Source organism: Mesorhizobium captivum, from assembly GCF_033977165.1.
GTDB classification, from domain to species: domain Bacteria; phylum Pseudomonadota; class Alphaproteobacteria; order Rhizobiales; family Rhizobiaceae; genus Mesorhizobium; species Mesorhizobium captivum.
Genome location: NZ_JAVIJB010000036.1, coordinates 36,438 through 60,565 on the forward strand (window position 1 = coordinate 36,438; position 24,128 = coordinate 60,565).

Sequence of the window (24,128 nt, forward strand, 5' to 3'; positions counted from 1 at the left end):
TTACGAGAATGCTTAGGCGGCCAGGCGGGCGATCCGCTGCAGCCGCTTCAGCGTGGCGTCGTCCTGGAGCGCCTGCTGGAACAGCGATATCTCATGGTCGATGCGGTCGCACAGAACGTCCGTATCGCCTTTGAGCAGACCGCGTGTCTGCAACAGCGCTGCAACCGGCTTCTTGGCGAGCTGCCTTGCCCGCGCCAAGGCCGTCTCCTCGGCGCTGCCTTCCACGATCTCGCCGACCAGGCCGAGCGCCTTGGCGTCGTCGACGCCGAGTGTGTCGCCCAGGCAGAAGAAGCGGAAGGCACCGGCATAGCCGAGCTTCTGGGGCGCCAGGATGCTGGTCGCCGCGTCCGGCACGAGGCCGAAATCGACGAACGGCACCCTGAAGGTGCTCCCTCTCGAGGCAATCACCATGTCGCAGTGGAACAGGATCGTGCAGCCGACACCGACTGCGTCCCCGTCCACGCAGGCTAGGACCGGCTTGGGGAAGGTCGCCAGCATGCGGAACATGTCGGTGACGGCGGCGATCAGCTGCTGGTGCTTGGTGGCGTCGAGGAACTCCGAAAAGTCACCGCCGAGGCAGAAGCAGCCGGCAAGGCCGCGCAGCACGACCACGCGGACGTCGTCATTGACGGCGGCCTCGTGGAAGGTCCTGGCGAGGCTCGCGTAGGCATGCCTGTCCAGCACCGGCCGGCCGTCATGCGAAGATACGGTGACGACCAGAGTGTGGCCGTGCAGTTCCGGTTCGGGATGGAAGCTCATGACCACCTCCATCACGAAGCCTGCCTCAGGCCGAGTTGTCCGGGATAGCCCCGGTTAAGCACCGGCAGGAAGTGGCTGCGGCGCTGGCGCACCACCTCAAGCGTATGCTCGGTGAAGGTGAGCAGCGTCGCCACGACCTGCTGGTTGCCATAGGTGCGCTGGTAGCCGAGCGGCGTCGCCAGGAAGTGCAGCTGCAGCGCGCGCAGCACCCACATCGGTTCGAACTCGATGATGACCTGGTTGACGTCGCGCTTGAGGCCCCATTCGACGAAGCCGGCGATCAATTCGGTGCCGACCGTCGAAACGCCGCGCTTGCCGTCGCGAAAGCCCGGCGCCACAGCATAGCGGGTCAGCTCCCAGACATGGGGCCCCGAAGGGGGCGTCCCTTCGTAGAGATCCGACAGGACGTCGGTCAGAAGGTGCGCCCGTGTCGTCGGCAGCATGCGCTGGTAGCCGGCGAGCTCGCCGTTGCGGATGACGAGGTGATGTTCGGCCTCATCATGGTCGAACTGATCGATCTCGAGCCCGTCCGGGCGATCGAGATCGGCCCATCCCATCTCCTCGACGAAGATTTTGTAGCGCAGGCGATGGACCGCTTCCCAAAGGTCGGGGCGTTCCATCAATTCCTGAGTGGTGAGGGAAAAAAGCATTAGCCGTCTCCTGGGCTTAAGAGGAAGATACGGCCGGGCTTTCCCGAAAATATTACGCGATCGCGTAGGCAAGAATTTCTAGGTCGGCACCGACCGACCTCGCTAATATAGCCGCGCCTATTCGCCTCCGCGACCGTCTGCACGCAGTTGACGGCGGCCAGTTTGCTTTGGCGTTAAGAAAGTATTAGCCCTTTCTTAAGCGGAGGACACGGTCGGCCTTTGCCTAAAATATTACGCGAATGCGTAGGCGACAATTTCTGGGTCGTTACCGGCCGACCTAGCTAATATAGCCGCGCCTAATCGCCTCGGCGACTGCCTGCACGCGGTTGGCGGCGCCCAGTTTGCTCTTGGCGTTGAGAAGGTGTTTCTCGGAGGTGTGCTCCGAGATGCCGAGAATCTGCGAAATCTCCCACTCGGACTTGCCGACGGCCGCCCATTGCAGGCATTCGCGCTCACGCGGCGTCAATTCTATGTGATCGATGACCTTGCCGGCCATCGTGTGAAGCTGCATGGCGCGTCCGATGGCGTAGGTGGACGCCAGCGAAACCATCCCAAACTCGGCCTCCGACAACTCGACGGATTCGCCGCCCAGCGAAACCATGACGATCTGACCGTCGAGCGTGACCAGCGGGAAGGCGAGGCCGTCGCGGAGCTTGAACTCGCGGGCATCGCCCATGACCTCGTCGCTGCTCTTGTCGATGACGATGGCCTGCGAGGCTTCCCGCCACTGGAACGGAGCCTGCAATTGCTTCATGTGGCTGACAACCGGATCATGGTCGACGTAGTTGCGCGCCACGTAGCGCTCCAGCCACTCGCCCGGCCAGTCGCAGAGCAGGACGTGGTCCTTCTGCTGGCCGCGCGGGGTGCCGGGCTGCGGCACGGTTCCAGCCATCAGCGCCGTCAGGCCGAAATTCGAGGTGACGCCGAGCAGGCGCTCGCACACCGCCGCCGCCGTGCTGGCGTGCTGCAGTTGGTCTATATATTCCAGAGTTCTATCGAACATGCTCATCGCAACATCTACCCCATGTTGCTTTCTGCTTTCATCACCGACGCTAGATGCCCGAACCACCCTTCGCCATCAACCCCCGGGCTGCAAGCTCCCTCGACGCGCCGGTGATCTCCCCCGTTGCCGGCGCGCGCTGCCACTTGCAAACATGCTAAACCATACGCCGAATTCCCGAGTTTGAAATCAAAAACAATTGTGCCCGCTCCGTTTTCATACGAAAAGCCAAGAACATGACTGGGCGGAGCCTTATCGTGACTTTCCGGTGGATATTTCTGATCCTGCTGTCGGCGCTGATCGGGGCGCTGCCGCTTGCCGGCGCGACTCAGGCCGCGGAGCCGCAGGTTCCGGTGCTGTGGGATGCCAAGGAGCGGCTGCCCAAACCCGATCTTTCGGCGCTGCCACGGTTGCGATTCCTCACCACCACCGATTTTCCACCCTTCAATTTCCTCGACGGCTCAGGCCGGTTGTCGGGTTTCCACATCGACTTGGCAAGGGCGATCTGCGCGGAGCTCGGCATCGTCGAGAAATGCCAGATCCAGGCCTTGCCCTGGAACGAGCTCGACGCCGCGTTGCAGAAGGGGGAAGGCGAGGCGATCATCGCCGGCATCGCGGCAACTCCGGAAAGCCGCGAGAAATACGCCTTCTCGCGTTCCTACCTGCAGTTCCCGGCGCGCTTCATTATGCCGAAGGCCAAGGCCTTCACCGAGCCGATCCTCGACAAGCTGCGCAGCAAGCGGGTCGGCGTCATCGCCGGCTCGGCGCATGAGAAGATGCTGCGTGACTATTTCAGCACGGTGCAGGTGGTGCCCTTCGACAAGCCTGAGAACCTCTATGCCGACCTCAAGGCCGGCAAGATCGATGTCGCCTTCGGCGACGGCATGCGGTTTTCGTTTTGGCTTGGCGGTTCCGACGCCGCCGGGTGCTGCCGCTTTGCCGGCGGCCCGTATCTGGCACCGGAATATCTGGGCTCGGGCATGGCGATCGCCACCAGGGCCGGCGATCCGGCGCTGGCGGCCGCCTTCGACTACGCGCTGCAGGAAATCTCGATCAAGGGAACCTTCGCCGAGTTCTACCTGCGCTATTTCCCGGTGAGCTTCTTCTGAGAACTGTCCTCGGTCCACGCCAATGTCAGGTCAGCGTGCGCAGACGCGCCTTGGCGGCGCGAGCGATCGCGGCGACGGTCAGCGTGTCCAGATCGAGCTTGAGGCGGATGAGCTGCAACACCCGCACCTCCTCCATGCGCATTTCGAGATCGACGGCGGCGACCTCGAAAGCGGCCGCATAAGCCGTGTCGCGCAGCCGCTCGGGCAGCGCTTCCGCAGCGCCGGCGAGCACACCCTCCAGTCCGTCCTTCTCATGCAGCGCCTTCTGGCAGGCTTGAGCCACCGCAACCAGCCTGTCCTGGTTGAAGTCAACGAACACCGGCCACGAGCGGACGACGTCGCCGATCCGCGCCAGTTCGACATCGGTCATGTCGCGGTCGGAAGCCGAGGTGATGACCATCAGATGGATCAGGGCTTCGTGCGGCGTCAAAGGCATTCAAAACTCCTTGATAGTATGGCGCCAACGTAAGAACGCCATTGTAGCACCGCAAGGAAAACCGCCGCAAATCGTTGACGCTCCGGCCGGTCGCGCCTAGAGACCGGTTGAAAAATCTTACCAGCGGCGAAAGCCGGCACATGACTGGAACTTTGACATGACGGGATCAAACATCATCGATCTCAATCCCGAGATGCTTGCGGCGGCCGCCGAGAGCAAGGCGTGGCCGTTCGAGGAAGCCAAGAAGATCATTGCCCGCTACAAGGACAAGGACTTCCCCGAGACCATCCTGTTCGAAACCGGCTACGGCCCGTCCGGCCTGCCGCATATCGGCACCTTCGGCGAGGTGGCGCGCACCACGATGGTGCGGCACGCCTTCCGGGTGCTGACCGGGGACAAGGTCAAGACCAAGCTCATCTGCTTTTCCGACGACATGGACGGCATGCGCAAGATTCCCGACAATGTGCCGGATCGCGCAGCGCTGGAGCCTTATCTGCACAAGCCGCTCACGGCGGTACCCAATCCCTTTGGCGGCGACTATGCGAGCTTCGCCGACCACAACAACGCGATGCTCTGCCGCTTCCTCGACACGTTCGGCTTCGACTACGAGTTCGCCAGCGCGACGCAGTACTACAAGGAAGGCCGCTTCGACGAGGTGCTGCTGCGCGCCGCCGAGCGCTATGACGAGATCATGGCGGTGATGCTGCCGACACTCGGGCCGGAGCGCCAGGCGACCTACAGCCCGTTCCTGCCGATCTCGCCGAAAAGTGGCCGCGTGCTCTACGTGCCGATGAAGCATGTCGACGCCAAGGCCGGCACCATCACCTTCGACGACGAAGGCACCGAGACCACGCTGCCGGTCACCGGCGGCAAGGTGAAGCTGCAGTGGAAGCCGGATTTCGGCATGCGCTGGGCAGCGCTCGGCGTCGATTTCGAGATGTTCGGCAAGGACCACCAGACCAATGCGGCGATCTACGACCGCATCTGCAACATCCTCGGCGGCCGCGCCCCGGAGCATTTCGTCTACGAGCTGTTCCTCGACGAGAACGGCCAGAAGATCTCGAAGTCGAAGGGCAACGGGCTCACCATCGACGAGTGGCTGACCTATGCGCCGACCGAGAGCCTCGGCCTCTACATGTACCAGCGGCCGCGGCAGGCCAAGAAGCTCTACTTTGACGTCATCCCGAAGGCGGTCGACGAATATTATGCCTTCCTCTCCGCCTATCCGCGGCAGGACTGGAAGGAGCGGCTCGGCAACCCCGTCTGGCACATGCATGACGGCAACCCGCCGGCGATCGACCTGCCGGTGCCGTTCGCGCTGCTGCTCAACCTGGTCAGCGCTTCCAACGCGCATGACAAGGCGGTGCTGTGGGGCTTCATCTCGCGGCATGCGCCGGGCGTGACGCCGAAGACGCATCCGGAACTCGACCGGCTGACCGGCTACGCGATCCGCTATTTCGACGACTTCGTGAAGCCGACCAAGGTTTATCGCGCACCCGACACGGTGGAACGGGAGGCGCTGGCGAAGCTTTCCGAGGCGCTTGGCGCCCTGCCGCAGGGCGCGGACGGGGAAGCGATCCAGAATGCCGCGCTCAACGTCGCGCGGCGGATCGAGCGCTATCAGGACCATTCCAAGCAGAGCCCGGAAGGCGGCCCCGGCGTGTCGGTCGCCTTCTTCCAGATGATCTACCAGGTGCTGATCGGGCAGGAACGCGGGCCGCGCTTCGGGTCCTTCGCCGCACTTTACGGCATCACAGAGACGCGCGCGCTCATTGAGCGGGCGCTGGCTGGTCAACTGGCGGCGTAACCGCGCCGTCGTCCGCCGGCAGGATAGAGGTCGGCGCGGCGGGCGCCGGGCCAGTGGCGGCCGGCAACGCCGGCAGGCCGCCAAGACTTGGCCCCGCGCCGAAGATGCCTTTCCTGGCCGCGCGCGCCTTGTCGCCCGCCTCGGCATAGGGGCTGCCTTGCGCGGCGCGCGCCCAGCCGTTTTCCACCAGCCACTCGCCGATATCCTTGTTGCCGACGCGGCATTCGGCCGAAATTGTATCGCGGCTGCCCTCCGGCGGCACGGTGCAGACCACCGTGCGCCCGCGCAGGAAGGCGCGGAACGCTGTTCTGGCGCGCGCGCCGCAAGCCCAGGACTTGCCTTCGTCGCTGCAGGTTTCGTCCGCTTTGACGACGTCAATGCCGGTGATGGCGACAGCGTAGCCCTTTGCCTCGATCAGGCCGGCGGCGGTGGCAACCGGCTGGAACAGCTTGGTGCCATTCCAGTCGTCCGGCATTTTCAGCTTGGGCGGCTTGGGCGGACCGGCCAGCGCCAGATCGCTGAGCGGCGCCCGCGGCTCGACACGTTCGAGCGTCTCGTCAAGCATTTCGGGCGGCGCCATCACCTCGGGATCGATCGCCCGCGAATGGGCGGCCGCCGGCTTGGGCGGCTGCGGAGCGGCCGGCGCCAGAATGGCGGAGGTCGCCGGTTCCTCGGTCGCCGGTTCCTGGGGCACCGCGTCGGTGCCTTGCCCTGGAAGCGTATCGGCCGGATCGATCTCATCGACCGCCACGACGCTTTCGCTGTCTTTCAGCGAGCGGCCTCCGGCAATAACCAGCGCCGCCATTGCCGGAACCGCCAGAACCGCGAGGGCAACATGGAGGACCCGCACCGGCCCGGACCTACTGGCTTGCCCAGACGATCCGCGCCACCCATTCGACATCGCGCATCGGGATGTCGCGGTCCGGGTGAGCGGGATTGAGCGAGACCAGCACGATCGACTTGGCGGTCTGCCGTTCGAGCACCTTGGCCATGACCTCGCCGGCGGCGGTCTTGACGACGACGCGGTCGCCTTTGCGCGTCGGCGCGCCCGGCTCGACGATCAGCACGTCGCCATTGCGGTAGAGCGGCAGCATGGAATCGCCCTGGACCTTCAGCGCATAGGAGGTTTCCGCCGCCCGCGCCGGAAGCTCCACCAGATCCCAGCCCTGCCCCGAGGGATAGCCGGCATCGTCGAAGAAGCCGCCGGCGCCGGCTTGGGCGAAGCCGAGCAACGGCACTGCCATGCGCGACTGCGGCGCGACAGGGCTTGCGCGACCTTCGACCAGCACGGTGAATTCCTCCAGCGAAGCGCCGGTGGCCTCGATGATCTTGGCCAGGGATTCGGTCGAGGGCCAGCGCGGGCGGCCGTCGGAGGAGAGACGTTTCGACTTGTTGAAGGCGGTCGAATCGAGGCCCGCGCGCCTGGCGAGACCGGAGGCCGAGAGCGAATAGCGCTCGGCGAGAGCGTCGATTGCGGCCCAGACGCGATCGTGTGAGAGCAAGTCCGCTCTCCTTCGAAAACAGGAAAAAATGCCTCAACGTTGTCTAGCGTGTGATCGCCTCGATGTCCACCGGCGAAGCGCCGAATTGCCGACAATAAGGCCCCTTTGGCCTGCTCGCGCAGGTTCCGGTGCGAGATCATGAACGCCCGCTCGGCTTCGGTCGGCGGGCGCGGTTGCGCGGAATGGCCGAGCGCTGCGACAACCTCGCCGATCTCGAGAAAGCGGCGGCCGCGACGGTCATAGACCCCGCCCGTGGTCAGGATCAGCGCGGCCGCCTCACCATTGTCGAGGACGAAGCGGTGCTTGCCGATGACTGAAGTGCCTTCCCAGGTCTCGATCGACGACACCACCTCGAAGTGGCGCCACAGCCTGATCTTGCGCACATAGGCCGATTGCAGCCCGCCGATCATCGGCGCCCAGCCGTTTTTACGCGCGAGCGCGACGAGACCGACGCGGAGAAAGACATCGATGCGGCCAAGATCGGCCAACATCATGTAGCGCGCATTGTTGAGATGGCTGTTGAAATCGATGTCGGTCGGCAGGCAGCGAAAGCCCAGCCGACTCTGATCGCCGACGACGTAAGGGCCACGGCTGGACGCCGTGGCCATCATGCGCGCGAGGCGCCCCCAGACATACATTACGGCGCCGCGCGTCCCATTGGGCGCGCAAAGGACGCGGTAACACTTTTGCGCATGTTCGTCAGGCGGCCTTCTTCACCTCGCCCTTCTGGTAGGGGTCGAAACGCTGGTAGAAGGTCTCGCCCTTCTCGGCCATGTCGAGCAAAAGCTTGGGCGCCTTGAACTCGGCCCCGTATTTCTTCTGCAGGCCCTTGGCGATCTTGACGAAACGCTTGGCGCCGATGCCGTCGATGTAGGAAAGCGCGCCGCCGGTGAAGGGAGCGAAGCCGAAGGCGAGGATCGAGCCGACATCGGCCTCGCGCGGATCGGTGACGATGCCCTCTTCCATGACGCGAACCGCCTCGAGCGCGATGGTGACCAGCAGCCGCTCCTTGAGCTCCTCATAGTCGACCTTCTCGGGCTTCAGCTGCGGATAAAGATCCTTGAGGCCCGGCCACAGCTTCTTCTTCGCCGGCTTGGCGGGGTAGTCGTAGAAGCCCTTGCCGTTCTTGCGGCCGAAGCGGCCATGCGTGTCGACCATGGTGTTGATCAGCGCCATCTGCTTCGGATCGACGGCTTTTTCGCCGAGATCCTTGATGGTCTGCTTCATGATCTTCTGGGCAAGATCGATCGCCGTCTCGTCGGTCAGCGCCAGCGGCCCGACCGGCATGCCGGCGGCCCTGGCGGCGTTCTCGATCATCGCCGCGGGGACGCCTTCGATCACCATCTTGTAGGCTTCCGACATGTAGCGGAGCACGCAGCGATTGACGTAGAAGCCGCGCGTGTCGTTGACGACGATCGGCGTCTTCTTGATGGCACGCACGAAGTCGATCGCCGTGGCCAGCGCCTTGTCGCCTGTCTTCTTGCCGAGGATGATCTCGACCAGCATCATCCTGTCGACCGGCGAGAAGAAGTGGATGCCGACAAAATTCTTCGGTCGCGCCGAATTCTTCGCCAGCGACGTGATCGGGATGGTCGAAGTGTTCGAGGCGAAGATCGCCGAGGACTTCAACACCGCTTCGGCCTTTTCGGTGGCGAGCTTCTTGACGCCTGAATCCTCGAACACCGCCTCGACGACGAGGTCGCAGCCGGCAAGGTCGGCATAGTCGGCCGTCGGCGTGATCAGCGACAAAAGCTTGTCCTTCTCCTCGGGCTTGGCGCGACCCTTCTTCACTTGGTCCGCCATCAGGCTGTCGGAATGCGCCTTGCCCTTCTCGGCCGATTCCATGTCGCGGTCGAGCAGCACCACCGGAATGCCGGCCTTGGCCGTGACATAGGCTATGCCGGCGCCCATGAAGCCGGCGCCGAGGATGCCGATCTTCTTGAACTTGGTGTCCGGCACGCCGGCCGGGCGGCGTGCGCCCTTGTTCAGTTCCTGCAGCGACACGAAGAGCGAGCGGATCATCGCCGCCGCTTCCTTGGTCTGCATGATCTCGGTGAAGTAGCGCTGCTCGATCCTGAGCGCCGTGTCGAAGGGCACAAGCAGGCCTTCATAGACGCATTTCAGGATCGCGGCCGCGGCCGGATAGTTGCCGTAGGTCTCGCGGCGCAGGATGGCGATGGCCGGCGGCCAGAGATTGGCGCCGGCCGCCGAATAGATCGGGCCGCCGGGCAGCCTGAAGCCCTTCTCGTCCCAGGGCGCCACCGGCTTCAGGCCGTTCCTGATCATCGCCTTTGCGGCTTCGACGAGCTTTTTCGGCTCAGCGATCTCGTGGATCAGGCCCATCGACTTTGCCTTCTGCGGCGTGAGATTCTGGCCGGAGGTCAGCATCTGCAGCGCCTGCTGCTGGTCGGTCAGCCGCGGCACGCGCTGGGTGCCGCCGGCGCCTGGGAAGATGCCGATCTTCACTTCGGGAAGCGCCATCTTCACCTTGTCGGAATCGGCGGCGACGCGGCCGTGGCAGGCGAGCGACATCTCGAAGGCGCCGCCCATGCAGGTGCCGTTGATTGCCGACACCCATGGCTTGCCGCAAGTCTCGATCTTGCGAAACAGACCGGTCATATAGCCGGCATTGTCGAACAGCGCCCTGGTCGCCTTCTCGAGGTCCTTCTCCTTTTCGACGGCAAAGGTGGCGAGCATCTTCTGCAGCATGGTGATGTCGGCCCCGCCGGAGAAGCTGTCCTTGCCCGAGGTGATCACCGCGCCCTTGACGGCGGCGTCGCCGGCCACATGATCGACAATGGTGTTAAGCTCGCGCATCGCCTCTTCGGTGAACACGTTCATCGAGCGGTCCGGCATGTCCCAGGTGATGAGCACAATGCCGTCGGCGTCGGTGTCGAGAGTGAAATTGGTGTAGCTCATCGTTCTCTCCCCGTCAGACGCGTTCGATGATGGTGGCGGTGCCCATGCCGGCGCCGATGCAGAGCGTGACCAGCGCGGTGTTCATATCGCGACGTTCCAGTTCGTCCAGCACCGTGCCGAAGATCATGGCGCCGGTGGCGCCGAGCGGATGGCCCATGGCGATCGCGCCGCCATTGATGTTGATCTGGTCGTGCGGGATGTCGAAGGCTTGCATATAGCGCAGCACAACGGAAGCGAACGCCTCGTTGAGCTCGAACACGTCGATGTCGGAGAGCTTCATCTTGGCGCGCTTCAAAAGCTTCTCGGTCACATCGACCGGGCCGGTCAGCATCAGCACCGGCTCGGAGCCGATATTGGCGAAAGCGCGGATGCGGGCGCGGGGCTTGAGGCCCATCGCCTTGCCAGCCTTCTTCGAGCCGAGCAGCACGGCGGCAGCGCCATCGACGATGCCGGAGGAATTGCCGGCGTGGTGGACATGGTTCACTTCCTCGACTTCCGGATGCTTCTGCACGGCGACCGCGTCGAAGCCCCCCATCTCGCCCGGCATGACGAAGGACGGATTGAGCGAGGCGAGCGACTGCATGTCGGTCGTGGGCCGCATATGCTCGTCACGGTCGAGGATGGTGAGGCCGTTCTGGTCCTTGATCGGGATCACCGAATTCTTGAAGCGGCCCTCTTCCCAGGCCTTGGCGGCGCGTTTCTGGCTCTCGACCGCATAGGCATCGACGTCGTCGCGGCTGAAGCCGTATTTCGTGGCGATCAGGTCGGCCGAAATGCCCTGCGGCACGAACCAGCCGGGCAGGCCGACCGACGGATCCATGAACCAGGAGCCGCCGGACATGCCCATGCCGACACGCGACATGGATTCGACGCCGCCGGCAATGACGATCTCGTCCGCGCCTTGCGCGATCTTGGCGGCGCCGAAATTGATGGCGTCGAGGCCCGAAGCGCAGAAGCGCGAAATCTGCATGCCGGGCGCCTTGGTGTCGTAGCCGGCCTCGAAGGCGGCAGCGCGCGGGATGACCGATCCCGCCTCGCCGACCGGATCGACGCAGCCGAAGATGATGTCGTCGACATTGCCGGTGTCGAGCGCGTTGCGGTCGCGCAGCGCCTCAAGCGTCTTTGCCGCGAGCCGCACCGCCGGCACCTCATGCAGCGAGCCATCCTTCTTGCCCCTGCCGCGCGGCGTGCGCACGGCGTCATAGACGTAAGCTTCGGCCATTTTTCTGCTCCTTGGGTTTGCCGGCCACGACGCTCAGAGAGAGCGCCCGATCAGCAATTTCATGATCTCGTTGGTGCCGCCGTAGATGCGCTGGACGCGGGCGTCGCGATACATGCGGGCGATCGGATATTCATTCATGTAGCCATAGCCGCCATGCAGTTGAAGGCATTCGTCGACGACTTTGCCCTGCAGATCGGACAGCCAGTATTTGGCCATCGAGGCGGTGACCGGGTCGAGGCCTCCGGCGATATGGCGGGCAACGCAGTCATTGTAGAAGACGCGGCCGATCGTGGCCTCGGTCTTGAGCTCGGCAAGCTTGAACTGGGTGTTCTGGAAATCGATGATCGCCTTGCCGAAGGCCTTGCGTTCCTTGACATAGTCGATGGTGATCGCCAGCGCCCGCTCGATCATGGCAATGGCGCCCGTGCCGATCTGCAGCCGCTCCTGCGGCAATTGCTGCATCAGTTGGACGAAGCCCTTGCCCTCCTCGTGGCCGAGCAGGTTCGAGGTCGGCACGCGCACGTCGTTGAAGAACAGCTCGGACGTGTCGTTGGCCTTGAGCCCGATCTTGTCGAGGTTGCGGCCGCGCTCAAAACCTTCGACCTCGTCGGTCTCGACGACGATCAGCGAGGTGCCCTTGGCGCCCTTTTCCGGATCGGTCTTGGTGACGACGATGATCAAATTGGCGAGTTGGCCGTTGGTGATGAAGGTCTTGGAGCCGTTGATCCGGTAGTGGTTGCCGTCCTTTTCGGCGCGGGTCTTGACGCCCTGCAGGTCGGAGCCGGCGCCAGGCTCGGTCATGGCGATGGCGCCGATCAGTTCGCCGGTCGCCAGCTTCGGCAGCCACTTCTCTTTCTGCTCCTCGGAGCCGTAATGCAGGATGTAAGGTGCGACGATCGAATTGTGCAGGCCGATGCCGAAACCGTCGACGCCGACGTGGCCGATCGCCTCGATGATGGCGCTCTCATGCGCGAAGGTGCCGCCCGAGCCGCCGTATTTTTCCGGCATGGAGGCGCAGAGCAGGCCGGCGGCTCCGGCCTCGAGCCAGCTCTCGCGGTCGACCATCTCGTTCTTCTCGAACTCGTCGTAGCGCGGCGCGATCTCTTCCGCCATGAAGCGGGTCGCCATGTCGTAGAGCATGCCGACCTCGTCCGCCGCCCAGGCGGGTTTTGGGAGACCAAGGATGTCGGCTGGGTTGGTCATGCTCTTCTCCTCACAAGGCACGTCGTCGGAGTTGGCGTCGAGTTCGTCGCGGGCGACCCCTCCCGGCCCTTCGGGCCACCCTCCCCTCGAGGGGGAGGGGGACGCCGAGCATTTCTAGAACGCTTCCGCCGGCAGCGCCATTAGCGTATCCGCGCCACTGGAAATCCGCGCGAGGCGCGTCGCCGTCTCCGGCATGATCCGCTCCATGAAGAAGCGGGCCGTCACCAGCTTGTTGTCATAGAACGACGCGGCCCCATTGGCGCCTTCCGCGAGCTTCATGCGGGCGGCCTTGGCCATCTGGCCCCACATGTAGCCAAGCGCGACCAGGCCGAAGAGATGCATGTAGTCGGTCGAGGCGGCGCCTGCATTGTCGGGCTTGGCCATGGCGTTCTGCATCAGCCACATCGTCGCCGCCTGCAGGTCGTTGAGACCCTTCTTCAGCGCTTTGGTGAAGGGCGCCATCTTCTCGTCGGCGCGGTTCTCCTCGCAGAACTCGCCGACTTCCTTGAAGAAAGCCTGCACCGCGCGGCCGCCATTTTGCGCCAGCTTGCGCCCGACGAGATCGAGCGCCTGGATGCCGTTGGCGCCCTCATAGATCATGGCGATGCGGGCATCGCGCACGAACTGGCTCATGCCATGCTCTTCGATATAGCCATGGCCGCCGAAAACCTGCTGCGCCATCACCGCGTGATCAAAGCCCTTGTCGGTCAGCACGCCCTTGACCACCGGCGTCATCAGTCCGGTGTAGTCGTCGGCCGCCTGGCGGTCCTTGTCATCGCCCGCGCGGTGCGCGACGTCCGACTTGATCGCCGTCCACAGCGCCAGCGCGCGGCCACCCTCGTTGAACGCCTTCATGGTCATCAGCGAGCGGCGGATGTCGGGATGGACGATGATCGGGTCGGCCTTCTTGTCAGGCGCTTTGACGCCGGACAGCGACCGCCCCTGGAGACGATCCTTGGCATAGGCGGCGGCGTTCTGATAGGCGATCTCGGAGACCGAAAGCCCTTGCAGGCCGACGCCCAAGCGGGCCTCGTTCATCATCGTGAACATGGCCTTCAGGCCGCCGTTCAGCTCGCCGAGCAGCGTACCTTCGGCCTCGTCATAATTCATCACGCAGGTCGAGTTGCCGTGGATGCCCATCTTCTCCTCGATCGAGCCGCAGGAGAGCGCGTTGCGCTCGCCGACGTTGCCCGAGCCATCGAGCTTGAGCTTCGGCACGATGAACAGCGAAATGCCCTTCACGCCTTCCGGCGCCCCCTCGGCGCGGGCCAGCACCAGATGGACGATGTTGTCCGCCATGTCGTGCTCGCCGGCGGAGATGAAAATCTTTTGGCCGGAAATCTTGAAGGTGCCGTCGCCGTTGGGCACCGCCTTGGTGCGCAGCAGGCCAAGGTCCGTGCCGCAATGCGGCTCGGTGAGGTTCATAGTGCCGGTCCAGGTGCCCTCGATCAGCCTGGGCAGCCAGGTGGCCTTCTGCTCCTCCGTGCCGTGGGTGACGATGGCCGCGATCGCGCCCTGCGTCAGGCCGGGGTACATCATCAGCGCCATGTTGGCCGAGACCATGTATTCGGAGACCGCGGTGTGGATGGTGTAAGGCAGGCCCTGGCCGCCGAACTCGGCCGGCGCCGCCAACCCCATCCAGCCGCCCTCGCGATACTGGTCGAAAGCCTCCTTGAACCCCTTGGGCGTGGTCACCGAGCCGTCGTCATGACGCACGCAGCCTTCCATGTCGCCGACGCGGTTCAGCGGATGCATGACGTTCTCGGCAAGCTTCGCGCCTTCGGCGAGGATCGCCTCGACGACGTCGGGCGTGGCGTCCGAGAAGCCTGGGAGATTGGAATAGCGCTGATAGCCAAGCACCTCGTTGAGCACGAACAGCGTGTCCTGGACGGGCGCCCTGTAGATCGTCATGCCTTCCTCCACCCTTGCGGTCCTGGCCAGCCAGCAAGTTCCCGATCCAGGTCCGGATGGAAGGCCGAGCCAATGTCGAGGCCCCGATAGCAAAAATTGACGTTTGCGTAAACGTCAATCTTGTCGCAGTCGGAAAAATTTTGGTGAACACAAAGCGCAAGGCAACAAAAAAGCCGCGCGGCCAAGGCCACGCAGCTCTCTGTTTTCGGGGTCGTCGCTGCTGAAGCGCGAGGGCGATCAGCCGGCGGCGCTTGCCTGCGGCGCAGCCCGCTCGGTGAGCATCCGGCGAACGGTCGTCATCGAATTGCTCAGCTCGTTGATGGCGTCCTCGATCAGCGCCCGCTGCTTCTGCAGGCGGGCGAGCTGCTTCTCCGACTTGTCGAGCGCCAGCCGCAACTGCTTGGTGTTGGAGCCGGTCGGATCGTAGAGGTCCATCATCTGCTTGACGTCGCGCAGCGAGAACCCGACCTTGCGGCCGAGCAGGATCAGCTTCAGCCGGGCCTTGTCGCGGCGCGTATAAAGACGGGTCGAGCCGTCGCGCTTCGGATTGAGCAGGCCCTTGTCCTCATAGAAACGCAGCGTGCGCAAGGTCACGCCGTATTTCTTGGCCATCTCGCCGATGCGGACGAATTCCTCACCGGCCTCGGCCGGAATGTCATTGCTATTGGCCGCGGCTTCGCCGGGCGAAACAAGTTTCATGGTCACTGGCTTTCCCCTGATGGCGTCGCGGTCACGGACCAAGCATCGCCTGAGTGGAAGCGGGGGCGTGCTTCCAATCGTGGTTTCGACAAATCAATCGCAAGAGGCACGGCTTCGCACCTTTTACGTTTACGTCAATTCTATACCGACAGCCGGCACCTGACGCAAGGGCGTTGTCGGAACGGAACTTTATGCCGCACCCAGATGCCCACCTAGGGTAGGCTTACGATTATGCGCGACTTCTTAAGCTTGGTTAACGCCTTGTTTACCACGTTGGGCGAAATGTGCGCATGTCGGTCACCCGTGTTTATCCTGTAGCGAATTTTTCACGGTCTTCGAAGCGTGGGTGAAAACCCGGGAAGCCCGTCTTCCTCCGCAGCAGAACCGCGCGGCCGTCTTCGTTCCCGGCAGGACTTTGGGAAACCGGCCACGGCCGGTCATTCTGAACACGGGCGCATCGATGAACAGCAAGCGGTCTTATCTCGATACACTCAACGCCGGCAGGCAACGCCGGCCGCACACCTCGCTGGAGGAGCTGAACCGCTCGCTCGAGACGCTGGAGCAGCGGCTGGAACGGACCCGCACCGACATGCCCGAACGTCCCGATCCGCGGCGGCCGGCCGCCGAGCCGCGCTACGCGGCCGCGCAACCTTATGGTTCGCCGCGCTGGTACGAGGACCCCTACGCCGCGCAGAGGGAGCAAAATCGGGGTTCGCAAAATCGGGAGCTGCAAAATCGAGAACCGCAAAACCAAACACCTTCCGGCGTCGGCCCCAATTATCAGGCTATCGCCCGCGACATCGACCGGGTGCGCGGACAGGAAGACGGCGTCGCGATGGTCGGCAAGATCGCCGTCGAACTGCGCGGCCTGCGTGAAGAGCTGCGCCACCAGATGACCGCCGGCCTGCAGCGCGAATTCGACGCGCTGCGCAAGGACATCGACCGTGCCATGCAGGCGAACAGCCAGCATGGCTCCCCCGCCGACAAGAGCAGCGCCGAGCTCGGCCTCGAGTTCGAGCGGCTTTCCGGCGCCATCCACACGCTTGCCGAAAAGAGCGACGACCGCAGCGTCAATCTGCTGCGACTGGAACTGGAGCAGGTCAAGGCGGCGCTCGACACGCTGGCGCGCGAGGAAAGCGTGCAGGCCGTCGATCAAAGTGTGCGGGCCGCCGATCGGCGCTGGGACGACTTCGACCGCCGCTGGAGCGCGTTCGAGGATCGCGTCGACGCCGACCAGCGCCAGCGCGCCGAGGGTCCCAACCTTTCGAGCCTCACCGACCGGCTCGAACAGATCAGCAGCGCGGTCAACAATCTGCCGCAGTCGCTATCGCTAGCTTCGCTGGAGGAAAAGGTGCGCACCCTTGCCGGCGCAGTCGACCGTTTCGCCAGCCAGCAGACGATGCGCGGCGGCGAGACGCTTGCGATGATCGACGAGCGGCTGGACGAGATCTCGCGCGCCATCGTCGCCTCGACGGTGGCCGCTCAGGCCAATGCCTTCGACCCGGAAACTTTCGGCCGGATCGAGAAGCGGATCGCTTCGCTGGCGCAGCAGATCGAGGAGGTCGCGCAGTCGCGGCCCGCTGAGGTCATCGACCGTCTCAACCTTCTGTCCAGCCGGGTGGATGAACTCGCCGGACGCGCCAACCTGCCGGAGCAGGCGATGGAGCGTCTGGGCAAGCAGATCGCTTTGATCACCGACAGAATAGACCGCGCGCCGGCGATTCCCGACACCGACCATATCTTCCAGGGCCTGGAGCAGCGCTTCGACGCGCTGTCCAGCCTGCTCGAGCGCCGGCAGGGCGATGCGATCGAGCAGGGCAACATGCTGTTCCGCGACCTCGAGCGGCGGCTGGACGAAGTCGCCGACAGGCTCGACCAGCGCATGCAGCAGGATGACGGCGCCGGCATCATGGAGGCGATCGACGCCCGCTTCACCGCGCTTGCCAACCGCATCGAGACGCGCGCGCCCGATGCCGCCAACGACATGGCGATCCGCGGCCTGGAAAGCCGGCTCGAAGACATTTCCAGCCGGCTGGAATCATCCGCCGCGCAGGTCGCCGGCATCGATCCGGCGCTGATTCGCAGCCTGGAATCGCAGGTGACCGCGCTTTCGGCGCATCTTTCGAAGCCGAGCGCTGCGCTGCCCGATTTCGAGGACATCAGCCCGCGCCTCAACGAGATCGAAAAGTCGCTGGCCGGCACGCGCGATTCCATCCTCAGCGTCGCGCGCGAGGCGGCAGAGAACGCCGTCAGGTCGCTGGCAGAGTCGGGTTCCAGCACGGCCGCTTCCAACGCGGCCGCCGTGGGCGGCCTTGCCCAGGACCTGAAGACGCTCGAAGCGCTCACCCGCCGTTCCGACGAGCGCAATTCGCGAACCTTCGAGGCCATCCACGACACACTGCTCAAGATCGTCGACCGGCTCGGCTCGCTGGAAGCGGACGACCACAGCGAAGCGGTGAGCGAACTCGTCGATGCGCAGCCGGGCGGCAGACGAGCCGCTCGCACCGGCAAGATCGCGGTGCAGGATGCCCCGTCGATGGATATCGACCAGCCGCTGCCGTTGGTCGGGGACATCGCCGATCTCGACGCACGCGCCGGCGCCATCCTGCGCAACGAGCCGGTTACGCGAAGCGAACCTGTTACGCGAAGCGAACCTGCTGCGCGTGACGAACCTGGCCCGCGCACGCCCGCCGAAGCCGCGGCAGCCGCTGCCATGGCGGCGCTCGGATCGGACGCGATCGGCGAGAAGCCCGAGAAAACCGGCCGCAAGAAATCGTTGTTCGGCGGGCTGGCGCGGGCCTTCAAGGGCAAGAAGGACGAGGACACGCCACCGCTTGCCGGCTCGGCGCCCGCCGGTGACGCTCCGACCGTCGACATCGACGAACCGCTCGATCCCAAAGCGGCCAACCGGCCGCTGGAGCCGGGCTCCGGCGCGCCGGATCTCAACGCCATCATGAAACGTGTGCGCGACGAGCGCGGCCAGCCGGCCAAGCGCAGCGAGACCGACGCCGCCAAATCCGATTTCATCGCGGCCGCCCGCCGGGCGGCGCAGGCCGCCGCCGCGGAAGCCGACGCGCTGAAGCGGCAGTCGACGATGACCGGCCCGGTGAAGGCGCTCAGAATCGGCGACCTGCTCAAGGCGCGGCGCAAGCCGATCCTGATGGCGGCCGCGGCAATCATGATGGCGCTGGCCGGCCTGCAGCTCGGCAAGGCCTTCTTCTCCGACCCGGCGCCGGTGGCCCGCAACGACGCGGCGCCGATCGTGTCCACGCAGGCGGTCGATACCGCATCGCTCAATGCCGCCGGCGCGCCCAAGGCCGACACGGACGCCGCGAAGCCCGAGGGCGCGCCGGCCCGCGCCGTCAGGCGGGCCGAGCCCTCGAAGGACGATCCGGTGCCACAGGTCGTCGCTCAGCCGTCCGGCCCCGAAATGCCAGCAGCCGCGGCGCCGGCCGAACCGGCGCCTGCCCCGACGACTCTCTCCGCGCCAGCCCAGCCGACACCGGTCCCGATGGCGTCGACCATGCCGTCCGAACCCGTCTCTCCAGCCGCGATGGACACGGATGCGGATGCGCAGCCCATGACCGGCGTGCCGGCGGCCAGCACACCAGTGCCCGGTGCTCCGGCAGCCGGCGCTTCTTCGGCCAACACGCCGGCAACCACCTCCGCCGACACCACGGGCACGGTCCCGCCGGCCGGCGGCCAGCCCGCAATGTCGGCCGCCAAGATCGACATCCCGACCGACATCGGCCCGGTCGCCCTGCGCGACGCGGCCGCGGGCGGCGATGCCAAGGCGCTGTTCGAGATCGGTTCGCGCTACGCTGAATCGCGCGGCGTCAAGGAAGACATGGCGGCGGCCGCCAAATGGTACGAGAAATCAGCCGAACTGGGCTTCGCGCCGGCCGAATACCGCATCGGCAATTTCTACGAGAAGGGCATCGGCGTCGCGCGCGACATCAAGAAGGCCAAGACCTACTACCAGCTCGCCGCGGAACAGGGCAACGCCAGCGCTATGCATAATCTGGCGGTGCTGTTCGCCATGGCGGCGGACGGCGTCACCGACAATGAATCGGCGGCGCACTGGTTCCAGGAGGCCGCCGATCTCGGCGTCAAGGACAGCCAGTTCAACCTCGGCATCCTTTCGGCCAAGGGCGTCGGCATGAAGCAGAATCTGGAGGAATCCTACAAATGGTTCGCGCTTGTCGCCAAGACCGGAGACAAGGACGCCGCGTCCAAGCGCGACGAGATCGCCAATGCGCTCAGGCCCGAGCAGCTCGAGCGCGCCCGCGCCGCCACGGAACTGTGGAAGGCCAAGCCCCTCGACGCGGCCGCCAACTCCTCCGACATTCCGGAAACCTGGCAGGACAGCACGCCGCAGACCACCGCCAGCATCGACATGAAGAAGGCGGTGAAGAACATCCAGCTGATCCTCAACAAGAACGGCTATGAAGCCGGCGGAGCCGACGGCGTCATGGGCGACAAGACCAAGAGCGCCATCATGGCCTTCCAGACCGACAACAAGATGAAGCCGACCGGCGAGATCGATGCGCCGCTCGTCAAGGCGTTGCTGGCGCGCAAATAACGGTAGGCGCGTCGCTTCCGCGACGGCTTGCCACAGATTTGCCTGTTAACTGATTGAGATGGTTTTTGTTTCGGCGCGGCGGCGGGGTCTGACCCCGCCGCCGCGTCGGCGCAAGAAAAAATTGGCTTTTCGGTGCGAAACTGCTTTTTTCGGTGCGAAACTGCTGGGGACGGCGGCATTCGCCGAGAGGCAAACTGATCGAGACAGACGGGTGGGCATCTATCTCCCGATCGCGGAAATTTCCGTCAACGTCTTCGTGCTCCTGGCGATGGGCGCGGCGGTGGGTTTCCTGTCGGGCATGTTCGGGGTGGGCGGCGGCTTCCTCATCACGCCGCTCTTGATCTTCTACAACATCCCGCCGGCGATCGCGGTCGCCACCGGGGCCAACCAGGTCATCGCCTCCTCCTTCTCCGGCGCGCTGTCGCACTTCAAGCGCGGCACGCTCGACTTCAAGCTTGGCGGCGTGCTTCTGGCCGGCGGCATCGTCGGCTCGACCGCCGGCATCTTTGTCTTTGCGCTGCTGCGCCGGCTCGGCCAGTTGGACCTGTTCATCTCGCTGCTCTATGTCGCGCTGCTCGGCACCGTCGGCGGACTGATGCTGGTCGAGAGCGTGAATGCGCTGCGCGCCACACGCAGCGGCGCGGCTCCGGTGCTGAAGAAATCCGGTCAGCACAACTGGATCCACCGGCTGCCGTTCAAGATGCGCTTCCGCGCCTCGAAGCTGTTCGTCAGCGTCATCCCGGTGCTCGGTCTAGGCGCCGCCATCGGCTTCCTGTCGTCGATCATGGGCGTCGGCGGCGGCTTCATCATGGTGCCGGCGCTGATCTACCTGCTCAAGGTGCCGACCAACGTCGTTATCGGCACCTCGCTGTTCCAGATCATCTTCACCTCGGCCTACACCACGCTGGTCCATGCCACTACCAACCAGACCGTAGACGTCATCCTCGCCTTCCTCTTGATGGCCGGCGGCGTTGCCGGCGCGCAATATGGCGCCAAGGCCGGCCAAAGGCTGCGCGGCGAGCAGCTGCGGGCGCTTTTGGCGCTGCTGGTGCTGGCGGTTGCCATCCGCCTTGCCATCGATCTGTTCGCGACGCCGCCCAATCCCTACTCGCTCTCCGCCGCGGGCCTGAGCTGATGGCAGGATTGAGAGCGTTCGCAGGCACCGTTTCACTTTCGCTGTTCTTCGCGCTGTTGCCGGCGATGGCGCAAACGCCGCCGACCGCCGAGGGCATCCAGATCGGCCTGTCGACCGACGCGATCTCGATCACCGCCGGCTTCTCGGGCGCCGACCTCACCATCTTCGGATCGCTCGAAAATCCCGATCCGCTGGTCTCGCGGCAAGGACGCTACGATGTCGTCGTCGTGCTCGAGGGGCCGCCGCGACCGGTGGTCGTGCGCCGCAAGGACAGGGTGCTCGGCGTCTGGATCAACCTGGAATCGGAGACGTTCGAGAACGTGCCGGTGTCCTATTCCGTCGCCACGACCCGTCCGCTGCAGGACATCGCCGACCCGAACAAGTACAAGCAGCTTTCTCTGGGTTCACAGAACCTCTATATGAAGCCCGCCGACGAGACCGACAGCCCGGCAACCATCGAGGAGTTCACGGCGGCGCTGCGCGATCGCAAGACGGCAACCGGCCTCTACAGCGAGAATGTCGGCGGCGTGCAGTTCTTGTCGCAGAGCCTGTTCCGCGCCACCGTACGGCTGGCGCCCAACATTCCGGTCGGCACGCACAAGGCGCGCGCCTTCCTGTTCAAGAGCGGCATGTTCGTGAAGGAAAGCTCCGCCCAGCTCGAAATCCGCAAGTCCGGTTTCGAACAGTCGATCTTCCGCGTCGCGCACGACTATTCCTTCCTCTACGGTGCGTTCGCCGTGTCGCTTGCCATGCTGACCGGCTGGCTCGGACGCATCGTCTTCCGCAAGGATTGATGCGGCCGGGAAAATGGGAAGACCCATTTCCCGTGAAAAGAGGGGTTTTCCTTTTCCCGGTTTTGCGATAAATCGCCGCCTCCCAACCCTAGGGACAAGCACTCACACATTCAATTTCGGCAGAGCGGTCCGGCTATCCGGGCGACGGCGCGTCGATGCGTTTGCCTGCCGCCATGAAGCAATGACAGGAGGCTGCGATGCAATCAGCATTCGGCGGCATCGATTTCGGCACGTCCAATTCCACCGTGGGCGTGATCCGGAGCGGCCGGGCGCGACTGGTGACGCTGGAGGGCGAACAGCCCACTTTGCCGAGCGCGGTGTTCTTCAACTTCGAGGATGGCCATACCTATTTCGGCCGTCGCGCGATCGCCGACTATACCGACAGTGTCGAGGGCCGGCTGATGCGTTCGCTGAAAAGCGTGCTCGGCAGCTCGCTGGCGAACGAGAAGACGCGCATCAAGGCGCGCCTGATCGGTTTCGTTGACATCATCGGCTTCTTCATCAGCCATTTGAAGAAGCGGCTTGAAGAGGATGCCGGCGGCCCGGTCGAGCGCGTCGTGCTCGGCCGGCCCGTGCAATTCGTCGACGATGATGCCGAAGCCGACGCGAAGGCGCAAAGCGAGCTTGAAAAGGCGGCGCGCGGGCAAGGCTTCAAGCACATCGCCTTCCAGTTCGAGCCGATTGCGGCGGCGCTCGACTACGAACAGAAAGTCGCCCGCGAAGAGCTGGCGCTGATCGTCGACATGGGCGGCGGCACCTCCGACTTCTCGGTCGTGCGCGTCTCGCCGGAGCGCGCCCGCTCGGACGACCGCAAGGGCGACATATTGGCCAATCGCGGCATCCATATAGGCGGCACGGATTTCGACCGGCTGCTCAGCATCGCCCATGTCATGCCCGAGCTCGGCTATCTGACGCCGACCAAGGACGGCAAGCGCAACCTGCCGGCGAGCTATTTCATCGACCTCGCGACCTGGCAGCGCATCAACCTCGTCTACACCGCCAAGGCGATGTCGGATCTGAGGCAGATCCGCTTCGAGGCCGAGCGGGCTGACCTCGTCGACCGTTTTATCCACATCGTCGAGCACCGCTACGGGCATGCGATGGCGGGTCTTGTCGAACGGGCCAAGATTGCGCTCACCGACCAGTCTTCGGCCGAGGTGAAGGTGTCGCTACCCGGCGCGCGCTTCGCGGCCGAGATCACGCGCGCCGGCCTGGAAGAAACGATCGGTGGCGACATCGAACGGGTTACCGCGACGGTCAGGCAGACGATCGCCGATGCCGGCGTTCCTGCTTCCGCCATCACCGCGGTATTCCTGACCGGCGGTTCGACGGCGATCCCGCTGGCAAAGCGGCAGATCCTCTCACTGGTGCCGCAGGCCTCCGTCATCGAAGGCGACATGTTCGGCTCGGTCGGCCTCGGCCTGGCGCTGGATGCCAAGCGGAAATTCGCCTGAAGCTTCTTTTCTTTAACTTCTGCCGGTCGGCGAGGCGTCGGTCTTGCCAGTGAGATGCGCCTTCAGCGCCATCTGCGCGAGGCTCGCCTGCCGGTCGCGATGGGTGATCATGGCGAAATCGCGCTTCGGCAGATCGACCGGCACGGATCTCAGGCTGCCCTCCGCCAGGGAGCGCGCTACGACGAGCTCGGAGATGATGGCGGCGCCCGCGCCGGCCTCCACCGCCTGGCGCACGGCCTCGTTGCTGGGCAGGACGAGAAAGATCTGCAGCTCCGCCGGCGGGACGCCTTCGCTCCTCGCAAAATCCTCCAGCGCCTCGCGCGTGCCCGACCCGCCCTCCCTGATGATCCAGCGCAACGCCCTGATGTCGAGGTTTCCCGCCGGTGTCGTCGGAATTTTGGGATGCGAGTGCGCCACCACCAGCATCATGCGATCCTCGTCGACCGTGGCGCGCCGCAGGATATCCGACTCGGTGCGGCCCTCGACCAGGCCGAAATCGGCCCGGCCGTCCAGCACATTGGTCTCCACCTGCCTCGTGTTGCCGATGGTGACGCTGAGGCGCACCGCCGGGTAGGCCTCGTGGAAGGAGGCCAGGCGCCGCGGCAGCCAGTAGCTGGCAATGGTCTGGCTCGCCGATATCGACAGGCTGCCGGTGACAGTCTGCGAGACATGTTCCAGCACATTGTGAGCGGCGGCCGCGCGTTCCAGGACCGCCTTGGCCTCGGGCAGGAAGCGATGACCGGTTTGCGCCAGCTCGATGTTGCGCCCGACCCGGTTGAACAGGCGCACGCCATGCTGGCTTTCAAGCGCGCGGATGGCGGCCGAGGCGGCGGATTGCGAGATGCCGAGCAGCTCGGCCGCCTTGGTCATGTGGCCGTGCTCGGCGACGGCGACGAATATGCGCAACTGGTCAAGGGTCATGGCCAACTAAGAAGCAAAATCGATC

18 protein-coding genes and 1 pseudogene are annotated in these 24,128 nt (G+C 64.8%); 6 read left to right on the top strand and 13 right to left on the bottom strand.

Annotated features, from left to right (window positions below; genetic code table 11):
- Positions 1 to 12 precede the first annotated feature (12 nt).
- The 3 genes from RFM40_RS25410 to RFM40_RS25420 form a co-directional block, all read right to left on the bottom strand.
- A complete protein-coding gene (locus tag RFM40_RS25410; protein ID WP_320218743.1) occupies positions 13 to 759 on the bottom strand; it encodes an enoyl-CoA hydratase-related protein in 747 nt (248 codons plus the stop codon).
- A gap of 11 nt (positions 760 to 770) precedes the next feature.
- Complete coding sequence (locus tag RFM40_RS25415) at positions 771 to 1,409, bottom strand: acyl-homoserine-lactone synthase (RefSeq protein ID WP_126096273.1); 639 nt, start codon at positions 1,407 to 1,409, stop codon at positions 771 to 773.
- 277 nt (positions 1,410 to 1,686) lie between these two features.
- Positions 1,687 to 2,418, bottom strand: coding sequence for a LuxR family transcriptional regulator (locus RFM40_RS25420; protein WP_320228741.1), 732 nt, complete (start codon positions 2,416 to 2,418; stop codon positions 1,687 to 1,689).
- Positions 2,419 to 2,645: 227 nt separating this feature from the next.
- On the opposite strand from RFM40_RS25420, the gene RFM40_RS25425 reads away from it, so the two are divergent.
- Entirely contained in the window at positions 2,646 to 3,518 is an 873-nt protein-coding gene (locus tag RFM40_RS25425; protein WP_430691728.1) for an ABC transporter substrate-binding protein, read from the top strand.
- A gap of 25 nt (positions 3,519 to 3,543) precedes the next feature.
- On the opposite strand, the gene RFM40_RS25430 is transcribed toward RFM40_RS25425, so the two are convergent.
- Positions 3,544 to 3,954, bottom strand: coding sequence for a tellurite resistance TerB family protein (locus RFM40_RS25430; protein ID WP_292339817.1), 411 nt, complete (start codon positions 3,952 to 3,954; stop codon positions 3,544 to 3,546).
- Positions 3,955 to 4,111: 157 nt separating this feature from the next.
- On the opposite strand from RFM40_RS25430, the gene RFM40_RS25435 reads away from it, so the two are divergent.
- Positions 4,112 to 5,761, top strand: a complete 1,650-nt coding sequence (locus RFM40_RS25435) for a lysine--tRNA ligase (protein ID WP_320278526.1) — start codon at positions 4,112 to 4,114, stop codon at positions 5,759 to 5,761.
- Here the strand turns inward: RFM40_RS25435 and RFM40_RS25440 are convergent.
- The 8 genes and pseudogenes from RFM40_RS25440 to RFM40_RS25475 all read right to left on the bottom strand — a co-directional run bounded on the left by RFM40_RS25440 (position 5,724) and on the right by RFM40_RS25475 (position 15,217).
- On the bottom strand, positions 5,724 to 6,611 hold the full coding sequence (locus RFM40_RS25440) for a thermonuclease family protein (protein ID WP_430691729.1): 888 nt from the start codon (positions 6,609 to 6,611) through the stop codon (positions 5,724 to 5,726). The genes RFM40_RS25435 and RFM40_RS25440 overlap by 38 nt on opposite strands.
- 10 nt (positions 6,612 to 6,621) lie before the next feature.
- Complete coding sequence (locus RFM40_RS25445; RefSeq protein WP_320278528.1) at positions 6,622 to 7,263, bottom strand: S24 family peptidase; 642 nt, start codon at positions 7,261 to 7,263, stop codon at positions 6,622 to 6,624.
- Between the two features lie 101 nt (positions 7,264 to 7,364).
- A pseudogene (locus RFM40_RS25450) lies at positions 7,365 to 7,901 on the bottom strand (thioesterase family protein); the annotation flags it as partial.
- 61 nt (positions 7,902 to 7,962) lie between these two features.
- Positions 7,963 to 10,182, bottom strand: coding sequence for a 3-hydroxyacyl-CoA dehydrogenase NAD-binding domain-containing protein (locus RFM40_RS25455; RefSeq protein WP_320278529.1), 2,220 nt, complete (start codon positions 10,180 to 10,182; stop codon positions 7,963 to 7,965).
- 13 nt (positions 10,183 to 10,195) lie between these two features.
- Positions 10,196 to 11,404: an acetyl-CoA C-acetyltransferase gene (locus RFM40_RS25460; RefSeq protein WP_320278530.1), complete on the bottom strand. Its 1,209-nt coding sequence runs from the start codon at positions 11,402 to 11,404 to the stop codon at positions 10,196 to 10,198.
- 33 nt (positions 11,405 to 11,437) lie between these two features.
- Positions 11,438 to 12,607, bottom strand: coding sequence for an acyl-CoA dehydrogenase family protein (locus RFM40_RS25465; RefSeq protein WP_320278531.1), 1,170 nt, complete (start codon positions 12,605 to 12,607; stop codon positions 11,438 to 11,440).
- Between the two features lie 114 nt (positions 12,608 to 12,721).
- Positions 12,722 to 14,518 (bottom strand): acyl-CoA dehydrogenase, encoded by a 1,797-nt coding sequence (locus RFM40_RS25470; protein ID WP_320278532.1) that lies wholly within the window; start codon positions 14,516 to 14,518, stop codon positions 12,722 to 12,724.
- 237 nt (positions 14,519 to 14,755) lie between these two features.
- Positions 14,756 to 15,217 carry a MerR family transcriptional regulator gene (locus RFM40_RS25475; protein ID WP_320278538.1) on the bottom strand — a complete coding sequence of 154 codons (462 nt, stop codon included), beginning with the start codon at positions 15,215 to 15,217 and terminating at the stop codon, positions 14,756 to 14,758.
- A gap of 460 nt (positions 15,218 to 15,677) precedes the next feature.
- Between RFM40_RS25475 and RFM40_RS25480 the strand changes: the two genes are divergently transcribed.
- The 4 genes from RFM40_RS25480 to RFM40_RS25495 all read left to right on the top strand — a co-directional run bounded on the left by RFM40_RS25480 (position 15,678) and on the right by RFM40_RS25495 (position 23,182).
- Positions 15,678 to 19,799, top strand: a complete 4,122-nt coding sequence (locus RFM40_RS25480; RefSeq protein ID WP_320278533.1) for a peptidoglycan-binding protein — start codon at positions 15,678 to 15,680, stop codon at positions 19,797 to 19,799.
- Positions 19,800 to 20,010: 211 nt separating this feature from the next.
- Positions 20,011 to 20,934 carry a sulfite exporter TauE/SafE family protein gene (locus RFM40_RS25485; protein WP_320228775.1) on the top strand — a complete coding sequence of 308 codons (924 nt, stop codon included), beginning with the start codon at positions 20,011 to 20,013 and terminating at the stop codon, positions 20,932 to 20,934.
- Positions 20,934 to 21,728, top strand: coding sequence for a TIGR02186 family protein (locus RFM40_RS25490; RefSeq protein ID WP_320228776.1), 795 nt, complete (start codon positions 20,934 to 20,936; stop codon positions 21,726 to 21,728). Before RFM40_RS25485 ends, RFM40_RS25490 begins: the two co-directional genes overlap by 1 nt.
- A gap of 197 nt (positions 21,729 to 21,925) precedes the next feature.
- The gene (locus RFM40_RS25495; RefSeq protein ID WP_320278534.1) at positions 21,926 to 23,182 is read left to right on the top strand and encodes an Hsp70 family protein; all 1,257 of its coding nucleotides are present in this window, start codon (positions 21,926 to 21,928) and stop codon (positions 23,180 to 23,182) included.
- 12 nt (positions 23,183 to 23,194) lie between these two features.
- Here the strand turns inward: RFM40_RS25495 and RFM40_RS25500 are convergent, their stop codons facing one another.
- Entirely contained in the window at positions 23,195 to 24,103 is a 909-nt protein-coding gene (locus RFM40_RS25500; protein WP_320278539.1) for a LysR substrate-binding domain-containing protein, read from the bottom strand.
- Between the last annotated feature and the right edge of the window lie 25 nt (positions 24,104 to 24,128).

Excerpts from the sequence above, each read along its gene's own strand:
- RFM40_RS25410 (WP_320218743.1), bottom strand. The coding sequence starts at position 759 with ATGAGCTTCCATCCCGAACCGGAACTGCACGGCCACACTCTGGTCGTC.
- RFM40_RS25415 (WP_126096273.1), bottom strand. The coding sequence starts at position 1,409 with ATGCTTTTTTCCCTCACCACTCAGGAATTGATGGAACGCCCCGACCTT.
- RFM40_RS25420 (WP_320228741.1), bottom strand. The coding sequence starts at position 2,418 with ATGAGCATGTTCGATAGAACTCTGGAATATATAGACCAACTGCAGCAC.
- RFM40_RS25425 (WP_430691728.1), top strand. The coding sequence starts at position 2,646 with ATGACTGGGCGGAGCCTTATCGTGACTTTCCGGTGGATATTTCTGATC.
- RFM40_RS25430 (WP_292339817.1), bottom strand. The coding sequence starts at position 3,954 with ATGCCTTTGACGCCGCACGAAGCCCTGATCCATCTGATGGTCATCACC.
- RFM40_RS25435 (WP_320278526.1), top strand. The coding sequence starts at position 4,112 with ATGACGGGATCAAACATCATCGATCTCAATCCCGAGATGCTTGCGGCG.
- RFM40_RS25455 (WP_320278529.1), bottom strand. The coding sequence starts at position 10,182 with ATGAGCTACACCAATTTCACTCTCGACACCGACGCCGACGGCATTGTG.
- RFM40_RS25460 (WP_320278530.1), bottom strand. The coding sequence starts at position 11,404 with ATGGCCGAAGCTTACGTCTATGACGCCGTGCGCACGCCGCGCGGCAGG.
- RFM40_RS25465 (WP_320278531.1), bottom strand. The coding sequence starts at position 12,607 with ATGACCAACCCAGCCGACATCCTTGGTCTCCCAAAACCCGCCTGGGCG.
- RFM40_RS25470 (WP_320278532.1), bottom strand. The coding sequence starts at position 14,518 with ATGACGATCTACAGGGCGCCCGTCCAGGACACGCTGTTCGTGCTCAAC.
- RFM40_RS25475 (WP_320278538.1), bottom strand. The coding sequence starts at position 15,217 with ATGAAACTTGTTTCGCCCGGCGAAGCCGCGGCCAATAGCAATGACATT.
- RFM40_RS25480 (WP_320278533.1), top strand. The coding sequence starts at position 15,678 with ATGAACAGCAAGCGGTCTTATCTCGATACACTCAACGCCGGCAGGCAA.
- RFM40_RS25490 (WP_320228776.1), top strand. The coding sequence starts at position 20,934 with ATGGCAGGATTGAGAGCGTTCGCAGGCACCGTTTCACTTTCGCTGTTC.
- RFM40_RS25495 (WP_320278534.1), top strand. The coding sequence starts at position 21,926 with ATGCAATCAGCATTCGGCGGCATCGATTTCGGCACGTCCAATTCCACC.
- RFM40_RS25500 (WP_320278539.1), bottom strand. The coding sequence starts at position 24,103 with ATGACCCTTGACCAGTTGCGCATATTCGTCGCCGTCGCCGAGCACGGC.